This window comes from uncultured Sphingomonas sp., from assembly GCF_937859915.1.
Classification (GTDB): Bacteria; Pseudomonadota; Alphaproteobacteria; order Sphingomonadales; family Sphingomonadaceae; genus Solisphingomonas.
Genome location: NZ_CALMAW010000127.1, coordinates 20,314 through 35,447, shown reverse-complemented (window position 1 = coordinate 35,447; position 15,134 = coordinate 20,314). Strand labels below are relative to the sequence as shown.

At 66.9% G+C, this 15,134-nt stretch carries 13 protein-coding genes; 7 read left to right on the top strand and 6 right to left on the bottom strand.

Annotated elements, in window-relative coordinates:
• Both Q0326_RS17085 and Q0326_RS17080 read left to right on the top strand, forming a co-directional pair.
• Positions 1-489 (top strand): SDR family oxidoreductase (locus tag Q0326_RS17085; RefSeq protein WP_298692827.1); only part of this gene is annotated, 489 nt, incomplete at its 5' end.
• An 86-nt stretch (positions 490-575) separates the two neighbouring features.
• Positions 576-1,349 carry an SDR family NAD(P)-dependent oxidoreductase gene (locus tag Q0326_RS17080; protein WP_298692825.1) on the top strand — a complete coding sequence of 258 codons (774 nt, stop codon included), beginning with the start codon at positions 576-578 and terminating at the stop codon, positions 1,347-1,349.
• A gap of 44 nt (positions 1,350-1,393) precedes the next feature.
• Here the strand turns inward: Q0326_RS17080 and Q0326_RS17075 are convergent, their stop codons facing one another.
• From Q0326_RS17075 to Q0326_RS17060, 4 genes are all read right to left on the bottom strand, one after another.
• The gene (locus Q0326_RS17075; RefSeq protein ID WP_298692823.1) at positions 1,394-2,563 is read right to left on the bottom strand and encodes a thiolase family protein; all 1,170 of its coding nucleotides are present in this window, start codon (positions 2,561-2,563) and stop codon (positions 1,394-1,396) included.
• An 89-nt stretch (positions 2,564-2,652) separates the two neighbouring features.
• The gene (locus Q0326_RS17070; protein ID WP_298692821.1) at positions 2,653-3,486 is read right to left on the bottom strand and encodes a TetR/AcrR family transcriptional regulator; all 834 of its coding nucleotides are present in this window, start codon (positions 3,484-3,486) and stop codon (positions 2,653-2,655) included.
• Positions 3,470-5,164, bottom strand: coding sequence for an AMP-binding protein (locus Q0326_RS17065; protein ID WP_298692819.1), 1,695 nt, complete (start codon positions 5,162-5,164; stop codon positions 3,470-3,472). Before Q0326_RS17065 ends, Q0326_RS17070 begins: the two co-directional genes overlap by 17 nt.
• On the bottom strand, positions 5,161-6,036 hold the full coding sequence (locus Q0326_RS17060) for an amidohydrolase family protein (protein WP_298692817.1): 876 nt from the start codon (positions 6,034-6,036) through the stop codon (positions 5,161-5,163). The genes Q0326_RS17065 and Q0326_RS17060 overlap by 4 nt, the downstream gene beginning before the upstream one ends.
• Positions 6,037-6,238: 202 nt before the next feature.
• Here Q0326_RS17060 and Q0326_RS17055 point away from each other — a divergent pair, with 202 nt between their 5' ends.
• Genes Q0326_RS17055 through Q0326_RS17040 form a run of 4 tightly spaced genes read left to right on the top strand, consistent with a single transcriptional unit; the run spans position 6,239 to position 10,625 of the window.
• Positions 6,239-7,249, top strand: coding sequence for a nitronate monooxygenase family protein (locus tag Q0326_RS17055; RefSeq protein WP_298692815.1), 1,011 nt, complete (start codon positions 6,239-6,241; stop codon positions 7,247-7,249).
• The gene (locus Q0326_RS17050) at positions 7,246-8,370 is read left to right on the top strand and encodes an acyl-CoA dehydrogenase family protein (RefSeq protein WP_298692813.1); all 1,125 of its coding nucleotides are present in this window, start codon (positions 7,246-7,248) and stop codon (positions 8,368-8,370) included. Before Q0326_RS17055 ends, Q0326_RS17050 begins: the two co-directional genes overlap by 4 nt.
• On the top strand, positions 8,367-9,590 hold the full coding sequence (locus tag Q0326_RS17045; RefSeq protein ID WP_298692811.1) for an acyl-CoA dehydrogenase family protein: 1,224 nt from the start codon (positions 8,367-8,369) through the stop codon (positions 9,588-9,590). The genes Q0326_RS17050 and Q0326_RS17045 overlap by 4 nt, the downstream gene beginning before the upstream one ends.
• Before the next feature lie 39 nt (positions 9,591-9,629).
• The gene (locus Q0326_RS17040) at positions 9,630-10,625 is read left to right on the top strand and encodes a Rieske 2Fe-2S domain-containing protein (protein ID WP_298692809.1); all 996 of its coding nucleotides are present in this window, start codon (positions 9,630-9,632) and stop codon (positions 10,623-10,625) included.
• Positions 10,626-11,364: 739 nt separating this feature from the next.
• Here Q0326_RS17040 and Q0326_RS17035 read toward each other — a convergent pair.
• Entirely contained in the window at positions 11,365-12,849 is a 1,485-nt protein-coding gene (locus tag Q0326_RS17035; protein WP_298692807.1) for an NAD(P)/FAD-dependent oxidoreductase, read from the bottom strand.
• Between the two features lie 50 nt (positions 12,850-12,899).
• On the opposite strand from Q0326_RS17035, the gene Q0326_RS17030 reads away from it, so the two are divergent.
• Positions 12,900-13,634: an SDR family NAD(P)-dependent oxidoreductase gene (locus Q0326_RS17030; protein ID WP_298692805.1), complete on the top strand. Its 735-nt coding sequence runs from the start codon at positions 12,900-12,902 to the stop codon at positions 13,632-13,634.
• Positions 13,635-13,639: 5 nt separating this feature from the next.
• Here the strand turns inward: Q0326_RS17030 and Q0326_RS17025 are convergent, their stop codons facing one another.
• Positions 13,640-15,124, bottom strand: a complete 1,485-nt coding sequence (locus Q0326_RS17025; RefSeq protein ID WP_298692803.1) for an aldehyde dehydrogenase — start codon at positions 15,122-15,124, stop codon at positions 13,640-13,642.
• Between the last annotated feature and the right edge of the window lie 10 nt (positions 15,125-15,134).

Here is a 15,134-nt window from a genome sequence, read left to right as displayed (position 1 = left end):
GCGGTGAACCTGTCGTCGATCTTCCACCTGTGCCGCGTGGCGATCCCCGCGATGCGCGAGGGTGGCGGCGGCGCGATCGTCAACGTCGCGTCGATCTCAGGGCTCGCGGGCGATTACGGCATGGGGGTGTACAACGCGACCAAGGCGGGGGCGATCAACTATACGCGCTCGCTCGCGCTCGATTGCGCGGCGGATAATATCCGCGTCAACGTGCTGTGCCCCGGGCCGATCGCCGACACCGCGATGAGCGTCGGCTCGCACGGGTCCGAGGCGGATCGCCAGGCGTGGATCGACTATCTGCCGATGAAGCGCCACGGCCGCCCCGACGAGATGGCGAACGTTGTCACGTTCCTGCTGTCGGACGAGGCGTCGTACATGACCGGCGCGGTGGTGGTCGCCGACGGCGGCGCCAGCGCGCATACCGGGCAGCCCAACGTCGTCGCGCAGCGCAAGCGCCGCCTCGCCGACGCTGCAGCATCCGCAGCGTAACGCCCGAGCGATCATCGCCCGCATCGGCTTCCGCGCATGCCCAAGCTCGGCGATAGCGGTGCACACACACACGAAGGAGCGTTCGGATGGATATCTCGCAAGGGTCGGTGCTCGTCACCGGTGGGGCCGGTGGTTTCGGCGGCGCGACCGCGCGGCGGCTGGCGAAACTGGGGGCCAGGGTCGTGCTCGCCGACGTCGCGGACGAGCGCGGGCGGGCGCTGGCGGACGAACTGGGCAACGGCGCGACCTATGTACGCACCGACATCATGAGCGAGGAGTCGATCGAGGCCGCGGTCGCTGCTGCGGTCGCGCTGGCGCCGCTGCGTGCGGTGGTGATCGCGCATGGCGGTCCGCCGCCGCCGGTCGTGGGCGGCCGGGTCGTTGCACGCGACGGCAGTCGGCTGCCGCTCGCCAACTTCACGCATCTCATCAACGTGTACCTCAACACCGCGTTCAGTGTCAGCTCGATCGCTGCCGAGGCGATGGCGAAAAGCGATCCGCTGGCCGACAAGCAGCGCGGAGTGATCGTCAACACCGCCTCGATCGCGGGCTTCGAGGGGCAGGTGGGCCAGGTCGCCTATGGCGCGGCGAAGGGCGGGATCATCTCGCTCGCGCTTAATATGGCGCGTGATCTGGCGCCGGTCGGTATCCGCTCGATGGCGATCGCGCCGGGCACCTTCCTGACGCACGCGTTCGACGGGATGGGCCGCGACAAGGCGCAGGAGACGTTTGGCCCGCTCGTTCTCAATCCCAAGCGGATGGGCGAGCCGGACGAATATGCGCTGCTCGCCGAGCAGATCATCGTGAACGATTTCCTGAATGGCACGACGATCCGCCTCGACGGCGGCCAGCGCTTCTAGCCGCGGTGCGGACCGATCACGTCGGAATCGGTCCGCTCTTTCCGTCAGACCTCGATCAGCACCGCGCCGGCCTGGCCGCCGCCGGCGCACATCGCAGCGATGCCCAGGCCACCGCCACGCCGGCGCAGGTCGTAGGCGAGCGTAGTCAGCATGCGCACGCCCGATGCGCCGATCGGATGGCCGATCGAGCAGCCCGACCCCGAGATGTTGATCGTTTCCTCGTCGAGCCCGAGCGCGCGTCCTGCACCGAGCGGGACCGAGGCGAACGCCTCGTTGATCTCCCACAACGCGATGTCGCCGAGCTTGTGCCCCGTGCGCGACAGCAGTTTGTGCACCACGGGGGGCACCGAAACACCCATCCGCGCCGGATCGATGCCCAGCGACGTCCAGCCGTGGATCGTCGCCAGCACCTGCTGTCCGCGGTCGCGTGCGATATCGTCTCGCGTGACCACCATCGCCGCCGCGGCATCGTTGAGGCCGCTCGCATTGCCCGCGGTGATCGAGAAGCCCTCGATCTCCGGATGGAGCACCGCGAGCCCCGCCATCCGCTCCATCGTTCCGCCGCGCCGGGCATGTTCGTCGACCTTGAACTCGACCTCGACTCCCTCGGCGTTGCGGACGCGCACGGGAACGATCTCACCCTCGAAATGGCCGGCCTCGATCGCCGCGATCGCGCGCGCGTGCGAGCGCAGCGCCCAGGCATCCATTTCCTCGCGCGTCAGGCCCAGTTCCTGCGCGGCGTTCCACCCGACGGTGATCGACATGTCGCGATTGGGCGCGTCGGGCCGATCGGGGTGCGTCGGCGGAATCCACCAGTCCTGCATCTCGCCGGTCGCTGCATCGCGCATCTGCATGCGGGGGAAGAACGACGATGAATTGACGCCGCCTGCGACGATGGCGTTTTCCATGCGCGCGAGGATCGTGCCCGCCGCGATGCCCACCGCGGACAGTCCGCCCGCGCAGTGACGGTTGACCGCCATGCCGGGCGTGTCGGGCATGCCGACCTCAACCGCCGCATGCCGCGCGATCGCGCCGCCGCCGGCGAGCGATTCGGCGAACACGACGTCGTCGATGTCAGCGGGCGCGAACCCCGACCGTTCGACCGCGGCCCGCAGCACCGTTGCCGCTAGCGTTTCGGGCGGGGTGTTGGCGAGCGATCCCTTGCGGGCGGTGCCGACGGCGGTGCGGACGGCGCTGACGATCACGGCGGACATGGCGAAACTCCGAAAAAGCGACTGATACCAATGTGGCATGGGCCTATCGGGACGGTAAGCGTCCCGATGCTTTCATCGCGGGGGCGGCGCTACCGACGGCGGCCCAGGGCTCCGTGACGAAAGCCGTCGATCGTCAGCGCCATGATCGAGGCCTCTGCCTCCAGCAGACGCAACACGAACGCGTCCGATGCGCCGGCATGCAATGCGACCGGCGCAAAGCCGATATTGGCGTCCGTCGTGATCGTCGCCATGCGCTCGACCATGGTCAGTAGGACGATCGCGTGTTCGCTCCCGGTGGTTTCGACCTGCCTCGCATCGATGCCGATCTGATGTGCGAAGCATTCGATCGCCGGGTTCGACATCGCACGCCGGTTCGCCAGTAGGCGCGGATCGCCGGCATCGGCGAAACTGTTGCGCAAGTGCAGGATCCGCGAATGCTTCGCCCAGAACCGGTAATGCGCCTCAAGGAAAGTGAGGCATTCGTCGTGGAGGATGTCATCGGACCAGCGATGACAATGCTGTTCGATCAGCAATCGTGCTTCGCGGGTAATCGGATCGAGCGCCGCCAGCAGCAATTCGCTCAGATCCGAGAAATACAGGTATAACGTCGTCATCCCCACGCCCGCCTCGCGCGCGATCGCGGTCAGCGTAGGTTGTACGTCGGGCGACGTCGCCAGCAACTGATGCAGCGCGGCAACCACCCGTTCGCGCGTGTCGCGACCCTTCCGACCCAGTCGCTGGCCCAGCAGATTGTGACTCTGGCGATCGGAGGTGTCGATCAGGGCTGTCTGGGGCATGACGGTTGGCTCTGTTTGGGTTGGGGTCGGATCGTTCGCACGCGTGCCGCGCCGCGGCAACGGCTTGCGGGCTTGCGGAGGGGCGGTGCGCGCATCGAAGGAGCCCGGTTCAGCGCGACCGGGCATGGGCGACAATCCGGCGCCGATCGATCTTGCCCGACGCGGTGCGCGGCAGCGCCTCGTTCAGCAGAAGGACCGCGCGCGGGACTTTGTAGATCGCCAAATGTTCGCGACAATGCGCCCTCACGTCGTCGGCGGTGAGGTCCGCACCCGTCTCGATCACCGCCTCGACTACCATCCGCTCTCCCAGGCGCGCGTCGGGCAGGCCATAGGCGATCGATTCGCGGACCGATGGATGGGCGGAGACGACGCGCTCCACCTCGGCACAATAGATGTTCTCCCCGCCCGAGATCACCATGTTCTTCTTGCGGTCGACGATAGTGAAGAGCCCGTCGGCATCCACGATCCCGACATCGCCGGTCGCGAGCCAGCCGTCCTGCAACGCCTCGCGCGTGGCATCCGCGTTACTGAGATACTCGGTCATCACAGCTGCACTCGCGACCCACAGCTCGCCCGGCTCTCCGATGTCGGCGGCGCTGCCGTCGTCCCGGCGGACGATGACATCGACGCTCGGTACCGCCCAGCCGCACGATTGCGGATTGTCGACATAGGTCCGTCCGCTGATCGAGCAGGCCCAGCCCGAATCCTCCGACTGCCCATAGGTGTTGACGATCAGGCAATGCGGCGTCCGCCGTTTGATCTCGGCAACCAGGTCGGGCGCGAGCGGCGCGCCGCCATTGACCATGAATCGGATGCGCGACAGCATTTCGGGTGTCGCGCGCGGCGATCGGAACATGTCCCACAGCATCGCGGGCACGAACGACAGCCGGGCCAGCCCGGTCGTCTCGAGCATGTCGAACGCCACGTCGACGTTCCATTTGCCCAGGATGTGGATCGTGCCGCCGGTGTGGATCGTGCGCACGATCGGCAGCACGCCGGTCATGTGGAACATCGGCGCGAGGATCACGGTCGGCGAACTCATCGAGCGCTGCGCGTCGGGCAGGGCGATGCCCGTCTCCTCCTCGTAGCGCAGGTCCTGCATCGTGCCGACCATCTTCGACAATGCGGCCGCGTGGGCGATCGCGCCATGGCTGAGCAGTGCGCCTTTGGGAAAGCCGGTGGTGCCCGAGGTGAAGAGTATCACCGCGCCGTCCGCCGGGCCGACCGCGATCGGTTCGAGCGGTGCTACCCCGGCACAGGCCGTGGCGAAGTCGATATCGCGCTCGGGTCGCAGCGTCGTCTCGCCGAGCACGATCCGATCGAACGCCGGATCTGCCTCGCGTTCGGCTATCGCTGCGGCGCGGGGCGCGTCGGTCACCAGCAGCCTCGCGCCGGTTAGCGCGATCGCGTGCAGCATCTCGTCGGCGACACCGCGGCTGTTGACGAGCGCCGCGCACGCTCCGGCCGCGGTGATCGCGACGAAGGCCACGACGAACTCGGGCCGGTTCTCCATCGCGAGCGCGACCATGTCGCCGCGCCCGACCCCATAGCGATCGCGCAGCACCGCGGCGAGCGCACCCGCGCGTGCGAAGACGTCGGCGTAACTGAACCGTCCCTCACCGCTGACGACAACATCGCCTATCGTATCCGCAGCCGCACGGTAGATCGCCGATAGTGTACGCGGTGCACCCGCGAACACCCGCCGCGGCCGACCGCCGACCTTTTCCTCGACCAGGTCGAACGGCTTGCCCGGCCCGATCAACCGCTCGGCGAGCGGATCGCGGAGAATGGCCCGACCGCTCATCGGCGGCTTGCCGGCGGAATGATCCGCAGCACCTTCGCCGCATTGTCGCGCAGGAACTTAGGCCAGACGTCGTCGCGAAACGGCACGTCGTCCATCTCGCGGAAGATGCGGTCCAGCTCCAGCCCCATCGGGTAATAGCCCGCGTAGATCACCTTGTCCGCGCCGCGCTTGTTGGCGAACTCGACGATCTTGTCGGGCCAGTATTTGGGCGCGAACGCACTGGTCGAATAATAGAGGTTCGGCCATTTCATCAGCAGCTTGATCGCCAGATCCTCCCACGGCTCCGCACCGTGGCGCATGACGAACTTCAGCTCGGGCAGGTCGTAGCAGACCTCGTCGATATGCCCGACATATTGCGGCATGAACGGCACGCGCGGCCCCGGCACGCCGGTGGTGCAGAAGGCGGCGATGTCGAGTTCGATGCACTTGGCGTAGATCGGATACCAGCGCCGGTCGTTGATCGGCACCGTGGGCTTCAGCCCCGAGGGGAACATCGTGATGCCGCGGATGTCGAACTCGTCATGCAGCCGCTGGATCGTGCGCACCGCGTCCATGCCGAGGTTCGCGTCGATCGGCTTGACGCCCACGAAACGGTCGGGGTGACAACGCAGCGCGGTCTCGGCGCGCTCGTCGGTCAGGTGGATCACCCCAACGCCGACATTGTGCTTGTCCATTGCCGCCAGCGTCTCGTCGATCGTCGACATCGGATCGACATCGGCGGCGAGGTCGTCGGGCGTGTCCTTGAACATGTACTCGGCCGGATGCTTGTCCCAGCCCAGCTTCGCGCCGGGCACCGTGCTCGCGCGGTGCGTCTCGACGTCGCGAAAGCCGATCAGCGTGTCGATGGCGGATATATCGCGCGGTCGCGGCAAAGCGATCCTCCTGTGGGTTTGATCGGCAGACGAACTGCCACTGTCGCAAGCGATGCGTCAGTGGCGAAGGCTTGTAAATCGAGCACCATCGTTCGGACGATGTCGCGCCGGTCGACGCACGTGCCATCGCCGTGACGCTATTCGCGGACGCGGGTGGCGCCGTCCGGGACGCTGCGCCAGATACCTTGCCGACATGAAAATCATGAGCGATCGACTGGAGGCGGCGTCGGGAGCCGACGTGCTGCGCGCATGGCGCGGGCGGCTACGCGCGCCGGTGATCGGCGCGCCGTTGTTTCTCGTGTCCAATCCCGCGCTGGTCGTCGCGCAGTGCATCGCGGGGATCATCGGCACGCTTCCCTCGCTCAACGCGCGTCCGTCCGCGCAATTCGCCGAATGGCTGGTGGAGATCGCGGAGGCGCTCGCTGCCTGGGACCGGGCCCATCCCGACAGGCCGTCGGCGCCGTTCGGCGTCAATCTGATCGTACACCGCAGCAATGGTCGGCTCGACGACGATCTGGCGTTGTGCGTGCAGCACCGCGTGCCGCTCGTCATCAGCTCGATGGGCGCACGTCCGGACGTTAACGCCGCGATCCAGGCGTATGGCGGCGTCACACTGCACGACGTGATCTCGCAGGCGCATGCACGCAAGGCGATCGAAAAGGGCGCGACTGGGCTGATCGCGGTCGCCGCGGGTGCGGGCGGACATGCCGGGCGACTGTCACCCTTCGCTCTGCTCGACGAGATTCGCGTTTGGTTCGACGGACCGGTGGCATTGTCAGGCGCGATCGGCTCGGGCAACGCGGTGGCGGGTGCGATCGCGGCGGGGGCGGACTTGGCGTATGTCGGCTCCGCCTTCATCGCGACCGAGGAGTCAAACGCGTCGGCGGCGCACAAGCAGGGCGTGATCGACGCCTCGGCGGAGGACATCGTCTATACGCCCGCGTTCAGCGGCACGCCCGCCAATTACCTGCGCAGATCGATCTTGGCGGCGGGGCTCGATCCCGACGACCTGCCGACCGGGCGGCGCGCGCCCGAGGTCGGCGGGCAGGATAAGGCTGCGCGTACTTGGAGCGACATCTGGGGGTGCGGGCAGGGAATCGGCGGCGTCGCCGCGGTCGAGCCGGCGGCGATGGTGATCGGCCGGCTCGTCGAGGACTATCACACGGCGATGCGACGTGCGGGCGTGCGCGCGACCGAAGGAGTGGATGCGTGAATTTCGACTTCACCGACGACCAAAAGAGCCTGAAGGAGGAGGCGCGGCGCTTCCTGACCGACGCGTCGCCGCTCTCCGCGGCGCGCGGCGTACTGGAGGGCGAGGGTGACGGCTACGACGCGCGGCTCTGGGCGCGGATCGTCGAGCAAGGCTGGTGCGGCGCCGCGATCCCGGAGACCTACGGCGGCTACGCAATGGGCTATGTGGAGTTGTGTGCGCTTGCCGAGGAACTGGGGCGCGCAATCTCGCCGGTGCCGTTCGCCTCGAGCGTCTACCAGTTTGCGGAAAGCCTGATGCTGGGCGGCAGCGAGGCGCAAAAACAGGCGCTACTACCCGGTGTCGTGACCGGCGAGATGGTCGGCACGGTCGCCACGACCGAGGGACCGGGCGAGATCGCGGCGGGGCGGATCAACGCGCGGGTAGCGAACGGGCGGCTGTCGGGGACCAAGCTTCCGGTCGTCGACGGGCTTGCCGCAACGCACGCGGTCGTACTGGCGCAGGGTGACGATGGTCCCGGCCTGTATATCGCGGATCTCGTGAGCGATGGCGTGATGCGCGAGGCGGTCGCGACGATCGATCCGAGCCGCGGCGCGGCCCGGCTGACGTTTGACGACGTGCCGGTCGAGCCGCTGGGCGCGGGCGACGGGATCGCGCTGCTCGCGCGCATCGAGGAACGCGCAGCCGTCATGATCGCGTTCGAGCAGATCGGTGGCGCGGACCGCTGCTTAGAGATGGCGCGCGATTATGCGCTGGAGCGTTACGCGTTCGGGCGCCAGATCGGCAGCTATCAGGCGATCAAACACAAGCTGGCTGACGTGTTCACGCGCAACGCGGTCGCGCGATCGAACGCCTATTACGCCGCATGGGCGCTCTCGACCGATTCGGGCGAACTCCCCGTCGCGGCGGCGGCGGCGCGCGTGGCGGCGTCGTCGGCCTATTGGCTGGCGTCGAAGGAGGCGATCCAGGTATTCGGCGGCATCGGCGTGACGTGGGAGGCGGACAATCACCTGTTCTACCGTCGCGCGCGTCACCTGCAACTCGTGCTCGGTTCGCCGTCGACGTGGAAGCGCCGGCTGGTCGACCGGCTCGAAGGGCGTCTTGCGGCGGGAGAATTGGCATGAATTTCGACGATAGCCCGGAAGAGGCCGCCTACCGGCTAAAGGTGCGCGCCTGGATCGCGGCGAACAAGCCCGACCTGTCGGTGCTCGGCCCCGAGGATCGCGTGTGGACTGAGCCGCACAAGGATCTCGCGACGCGATGGCAGGTGATCAAGGCCGCCAGTGGTTACGCGTGCATCGGCTGGCCGACGGCATGGGGCGGTTCGGGCGGCACCGCGATCGAGGAGGCGATCTTCAACCAGGAGGAGCAGACGGCGGGTCTGCGCTTCTCCTATTTCGTCACCGGGCTGCACATGCTGCTGCCTGCCGTGCTGAAGTTCAACGACGACGACGCCTCGCGCGCGCTGGTGCCGCCCGCAGTGCGCGGCGACACGATCTGGTGCCAGCTGTTCTCCGAACCGGCCGGCGGGTCCGACTCGGCGGGGCTGCGCACCCGCGCCGTCGAGGATGGCGACGACTGGATTGTCACCGGCCAGAAGGTTTGGAACTCGGGCGCGCAGATCGCCGATTACGGCATGGTCGTCACGCGGACCGATCCGACCGTTCCCAAGCACAAGGGCCTCACCGCCTTCTGGTTGCGGATGGACACGCCCGGCGTCGAGGTCCGCCCGATCAAGATGATGTCGGGCGACGCCGAATTGAACGAGGTGTTCCTGTCCGACGTCCGCATCTCCGATTCGCAGCGCGTCGGTGCGGTGGGCGACGGATGGGCGGTCATCATCTTCACGCTGATGAACGAGCGCGCTGCATTGGGTTCGGGCAGCGGGCTGTCGTGGCGCGAACTGATCGCGATGGCGCGCAACACACCGGCGGGCGAGGGCAGCGCGATGGACGATCCTGCGTTCCGCGAGTGGCTGGCGGACTATTACGTCGATGCCGAGGCGATCCGGTTGCAGACGTTCCGCAACCTCTCGGCGCTGTCGAAGGGCGAGGCGCCGGGGCCGGAAGGGTCGGCGGGAAAGCTCCTGTGGGCGAACGGCGCGCAGGATCTGTCGAGCCGCGCGGTCGACCTGCAGGATCGCTTCGGGCTAATCGACGACCCCGAACTGGCGGTCGCGAACGGCGCGTTCCACCACCGGCTGCTGTGGGCTCCGGGGCTCAGGCTCGGCGGTGGCACCGACGAGATCATGAAGAACATCATCGCCGAGCGCGTGCTGGGGCTGCCCGGTGAACCGCGCGTCGACAAGACCGTGCCCTTCAAGGATATCCCATCGGGGCGCTGAATCGTGTATAACGGCCCGATAGGGCCGACGGAGGCAGATATGGACGAGCAGGTGATCGAGGCGCAGCGGGGCTATGACGCATTGCCGCTGCCGTTCGGGTGGTTCGCGGTGGCGATGTCGGACGAGATCGCGCCCGGCACCTTGAAAACGTGTAAGTATTTCGGGACGGAAGTGGTCGTGTGGCGCGGCGAGGACGGCGTGCTCAACGCGGTCGATCCCTATTGCCCGCATCTGGGCGCGCATCTTGGCCTGGGCGAAGTGATCGGCAACGATATCCGTTGCCCGTTCCATCACTGGAGCTTCAACGGCGAGGGCGGGGTGACGGACATCCCGTACAGCGATTCGATCCCCTTGAAGCTCAAGCGCGGCTGTTTGCCGACCTGGCCGATCGAGGAGTCGCTGGGCATCGTCTATGTCTGGTATCATCCGCGTCGTGCCGCGCCCAAATGGGACGTGGCGACCGCGGACGAGATCACGCAGGAGGGCTGGGTCTGCGCCGAGAAGCATGACTGGGTCGTGAAGACGCATGTGCAGGAGATCACTGAAAACGGGCAGGACTATGCGCACTTCCGCGCGGTCCACGGCACGTCGGGCCCGCCCGCGACAGAGTTCAAGATGGAAGGCTGGGCGCGTCGCAACGTCGTGGTGTCGGAGATGACGACGCCGCGCGGGCCGATGACCGGCAAGATCGATACCTGGGCGCAAGGGCCCGGCCAGTCGATCACGCGCTTCACCGACATCACGCAAGTGACGATGATGCAGCAGATCACCGCGGTCGACGGGCACACCACACACGTGCGCTGGCAGCTCTATCATCCGCCTGGCATCAGCGAAGGCAAGATGCGCGTGACGGTCGCACGGATGCGCGACCTAGTTAAGCAGGTAAACCAGGACATCCCGATCTGGGAGACCAAGCGCTTCCAACTGCATCCGCTGCTCGTTAAGAACGATGGTCCGATCCTAGCCTATCGACGCGCATACCAGCGCTTCTACCAGTTCGAGGATGACGAGCCGACCTTGGTTGCCGCGGAATAGGTGACTGACGCCTGGCAGATCGTGCTTCTGTCAGTCGAGGCCGGCGCGCAGACGATCGGCCGTGATTGCCCATGGGGCAGAATACGTGGACACCTGCATTGAGCGAGCGCTACGCTCCAGGCGCGCATTTCGGCGGTATGCATGATAATCGTTACGCGCGTGGGCGGGCATTGGCGCCTGGGTGGCTACGGCCCGGTCCTCAAATTGATGGCCAATCGTGCGTGTGGCGAACGCGGATCGACCGCTCTATCTCGCCATGCTGGTCGCGAACCTGTGAACGCCGCGGCATACAGGTTGTGTTGCGGCATAAAACTGTTCCACGCCCTGTGCTGCGACGTCCGCTCCGCAGCGGCCGGCGTCAGAATCTCGACGTCCTACTGATGTGGCGCGCGTCGTATGGGATGAGAAGCGTTGCGGAACGGTTGACACGGATCAGGCGGGTACGCGGTTTTTAAAGCGGTGGCGTACCGGCGACGCCTTAGCATCACCGACGAGGGTCGACTCGGTCCAGGGCGGCTTTCCTGTAGATTCAATCATGTCGATCCGCGCAAGTCAAGACGGCGGTTGGGCTTGCGATGTGGCGAAGGGGCTGATCGCGGGCGGCTGGTGGCCGACAAATCCGGACACGTTGACGCAGTTGGTCGGCGCCAGCTCAACCGGCGGGCCGCAGACGATGTTCGAGCTCGTTGGCGCATTACGCGCAGATGCCGCCGGTGATACTCTTCGGCGATAGGCCGACCTAAGGCCCGGCGAGCGCATAGTCGTCGAGCCGCGGATGTGCCATCGCTTCGGCGAAATGGGCGTAGCTCCAAGGCCAGACCTGCGGTTCGCCGGTTGCGCCGAGATACCAGCTGTCGCAGCCGGTCGCAAAGACCGTCCTGCGTGCGGCCTCACGCCGTCGCCGTTCATAGGCGGCAAGCGCGGCGTCGGTGGGCGCCACGGCGTGCGCTTCGCCACAGCGGATCAGGTCGACGAGCTGCGCGATATAGTCCCACTGCTTCTCCGCGATGTCGATCAGCGAGAAATTGCCCACCGGCCCGGTCGGGCCGTTGATCAGGAAGAAATTGGGAAAGTGCGGGATCGCGACTGCATAGTAGGCGGTCGGATCAGTGCGCCAGACCGTGTCGAGATCGATGCCTTGTTCACCCAGCACCTGAGCGGGCCGCACGAACCGGTCGGCATGAAAGCCGGTCGCGAGTACTAGGATGTCGAGCGAGTGGAAGATGCCGTCCTGCAGGCGCACGCCGTCCGCCTCGATCCGTGCGATGCTGCCCGTTACAACGAACACGCTCGGCCGCTGCACCTCGGTATAATAGCCTGGCGAAAAGACCATGCGTTTACACGCCGCGCGATAGTCGGGGCGCAGTTTCGCGCGCAGCACCGGGTCGGTCACGCTGTCCTCAAGGTTCCGCTCGACGATACCCTGGATCTCCGCGAGCTCGGTCGATTCGGCGTCGATGATCGCGGATGTGAAGCGCGCCCGCCGCGCTTGTGCCTCGGGGCCGCTGCGCACCGCTTCGATCCGCATAGGATCGTCGTGGAACGCGCGGCGATCTTCGTCGGTGTATCGTATGTCGGGAACGGGCATGATCCATTGTGGCGTGCGCTGGAACTGCACCAGCCGCGCCGCGCGACTAGCTAGCGCGGAAACGATCTGCACCCCGGTCGAACCATTGCCGATCACGCCGATCCGCTTGCCGTCGAGCGGCACCGTATGATCCCAGCGCGCGCTGTGGAAACAAGCGCCGGAGAAGTCGGCAAGCCCTGGGATATCGGGATATTTGGGGTGATGCAGTACGCCGGTCGCCGCGATCACCACGTCGGCGCGATCCTGATGTCCCTTCGCGTCGACAACCCGCCAGTCCTGCCCAGTCCATTCGCAGCGCGCGACCTCGGCGCCGAAGCGGATATGGTCGTGCAGCCCGTGCGCGCGCGCGATCCGCTCGAAATAGGCGCGGATCTCCGGACCGGGGGCGAAATAGGCGCTCCAGTCCGGGTTGGGTGCAAACGAATAGGTGTAGGAGTGCGCGGGCACGTCGCAGGTAAGTCCTGGATAGGTGTTGTCGCGCCAGGTGCCACCGACCGCATCGCCCTTTTCGTAGATGGTGAAGTCGGTTTCGCCGCGTTCGAGCAGCCGGATGCCCGCGAGCAGGCCCGCCATGCCCGCGCCGATGATGATGTGCCGGGGCGATATGTCCGGTCTAGACGCGGTGTTCGGCTGCACTGGAGGCTTCCCGATGATAGGTTGGATCGCGCTATTCAAAAGGAGCGGCGATGGACAAGCTTGCAGGACGGAAGATCGTCATTACCGGCGCTGCGGGCGGCATGGGGTACGCCATCGCCGACCTGTTCGTGCGGCACGGCGCGGCAGCAGCGCTGCTCGACCGCAACACGGCGCGCGTCGAGGCGGCGGCGGCAGCGATCGGCGGCATCGGGATCGGCTGCGACGTGACGGATCGCCCCGCAGTGGGAACCGCGATCGCGCAGGCGGAGGCGGCGATGGGCGGGATCGACGGCATCGTCAACGCCGCCGGCATCCTCGACATCACGCCGATCGACGAGCTCGATCCGGCGAGCTGGGACCGGATGATCGCGGTCAACCTCACGGGTCCGTTCAACGTCATGAAGGCCGCGCTGCTCGCACTGCGCCGCGCGGAGGCGGCGACGATCGTCACCATCGCCTCGGTCAGCGCGCTGATGCCGATGGCGGGGACGGTCGGCTATTCGGCGAGCAAGGCGGGCGTCGCCATGATGACCAAGGCGCTCGCCTTCGATCTCGGGCCGCGGATCCGCGCCAACACGATCTGTCCGGGTGTGATACGCACCGAGATGACGCGGTATCTGTGGGAGAACCCCGAGCATGCCGAGCGCGCCGCATCGCGCGTCGCGCTGCGGCGGTTGGGCGAGGTGGGCGACGTCGCCGCCGCCGCGCTGTTCCTGACCAGCGCGGATTCCCGCTTCACGACAGGGACCGAGATCCCCGTCGATGGCGGCTTCTCCTGGCGCTGAGCTGTTCAGCGTGCCGCCTCTGGTGCCTGCTCGAAGATCATCGTCTTGGCCTCCAGATAGGGGTGGAGCCCCTCAACGCCACCCTCGCGCCCAATCCCCGACTGTTTGAAGCCGCCGAACGCGATGCCGAAGTCGTTCTTGAACCCATTATGTCCCATCGTGCCCGCGCGCAGCCTCCGTCCGACCGCATAGGCACGCTCGGGATCGTCTGTGAACACGCTGCTGTTGAGGCCATAGATCGTGTCGTTGGCGATCGCGATCGCCTCTTCCTCGTCGCGCGCGGGGATCACGCTCAGGACGGGTCCGAAGATCTCCTCACGCGCGATGGTCGAATTATTGTCGACGTTGGCGAATATGGTGGGCTCGATATAGTAACCGCGGTTGAGGTGGGCCGGACGCCCGCCGCCGACCGCGAGCCGCGTGCCCTCCGATCTTGCCTGGCCGATCAACGATTCCACGCGGTCGCGCTGCCGCGCCATCGCGAGCGGCCCCATCTGGCTCGCGGCGTCGTAGGGATCGCCAATCGTGATGCCCGAAAAGGCGGTCGCGAGCGCATCGACCAGATCGTCGTGGCGCTTCTCGCCGACGATGATGCGGGTGAGCGACGAGCAGATCTGCCCCGTCATGGCGGGCGCGATCCGCGCGATCGTCGCCGCCGCCTTGCCGATGTCGTAATCGTCGAGGATCACCGCGGGCGACTTGCCGCCCAGCTCCAGGGTCACGCGTGCGATCCGCTCGCCGCAGATCGACGCAATCCTGCGTCCCGCGGCGGTCGATCCGGTGAAGCTCACCTTGTCAACACGCGCGTCGCGCACCAGCAGTTCCGACACGTCGCGGTCGGCGGTCAGCACGTTGACGACGCCTGCGGGCAGCCCCACTTCCTCGCAGATCTCCGCGAGGAAATAGGGAGAAGAGGGCGCCTCGGGGGAGGCCTTCACGATCACCGTGCAGCCTGCGATCAGCGCGGCGGCGACCTTGTACGCCATCAGCGAATGCGGGGCGTTCCACGGGATGATCGCGGCGACCACGCCGACGGGCTCGCGCACCAGCAGCGCGGGAAGCCCGGTGTTGCTCGTGTGCTTCTCTTCCCAGGCGAATGTGTCCCCGAGCCCGGCATAATAGCGAAACACGCCCGCGACGCCTTTGGCGGAATGGATCGACATCGACCGCAGCACGCCCGATTCCGACGACCAGGTATCCGCCAGCGTCTCGCCACGCGTGTCCCAGGCGTCGGCGATCCGGTTCAGGTATGCCCCGCGCTCGGCCGGCGTCATGCGCGGCCAAAGGCCCTCGTCGAACGCACGGCGTGCGGCGGCTACGGCGCGGTCGATATCGGGCGCCTGCGCCTCGGCGACGGTCAGGAACACCTCCTCGGTGGCGCTGTCGACCACGTCGATCGTCGTGGCGGCGGAGGGCTCCGCCCAGCCGCCGTCGATGAAGAAGTTGCGCGGATGGCGGACGTGGGCGGCGCGGGGGGCGTTGGTGGCCATGATATCCTCT

Coding starts and splice junctions, on each gene's coding strand:
- Q0326_RS17080 (WP_298692825.1), top strand. CDS start 576: ATGGATATCTCGCAAGGGTCGGTGCTCGTCACCGGTGGGGCCGGTGGT.
- Q0326_RS17075 (WP_298692823.1), bottom strand. CDS start 2,563: ATGTCCGCCGTGATCGTCAGCGCCGTCCGCACCGCCGTCGGCACCGCC.
- Q0326_RS17070 (WP_298692821.1), bottom strand. CDS start 3,486: ATGCCCGGTCGCGCTGAACCGGGCTCCTTCGATGCGCGCACCGCCCCT.
- Q0326_RS17065 (WP_298692819.1), bottom strand. CDS start 5,164: ATGAGCGGTCGGGCCATTCTCCGCGATCCGCTCGCCGAGCGGTTGATC.
- Q0326_RS17055 (WP_298692815.1), top strand. CDS start 6,239: ATGAGCGATCGACTGGAGGCGGCGTCGGGAGCCGACGTGCTGCGCGCA.
- Q0326_RS17045 (WP_298692811.1), top strand. CDS start 8,367: ATGAATTTCGACGATAGCCCGGAAGAGGCCGCCTACCGGCTAAAGGTG.
- Q0326_RS17040 (WP_298692809.1), top strand. CDS start 9,630: ATGGACGAGCAGGTGATCGAGGCGCAGCGGGGCTATGACGCATTGCCG.
- Q0326_RS17030 (WP_298692805.1), top strand. CDS start 12,900: ATGGACAAGCTTGCAGGACGGAAGATCGTCATTACCGGCGCTGCGGGC.
- Q0326_RS17025 (WP_298692803.1), bottom strand. CDS start 15,124: ATGGCCACCAACGCCCCCCGCGCCGCCCACGTCCGCCATCCGCGCAAC.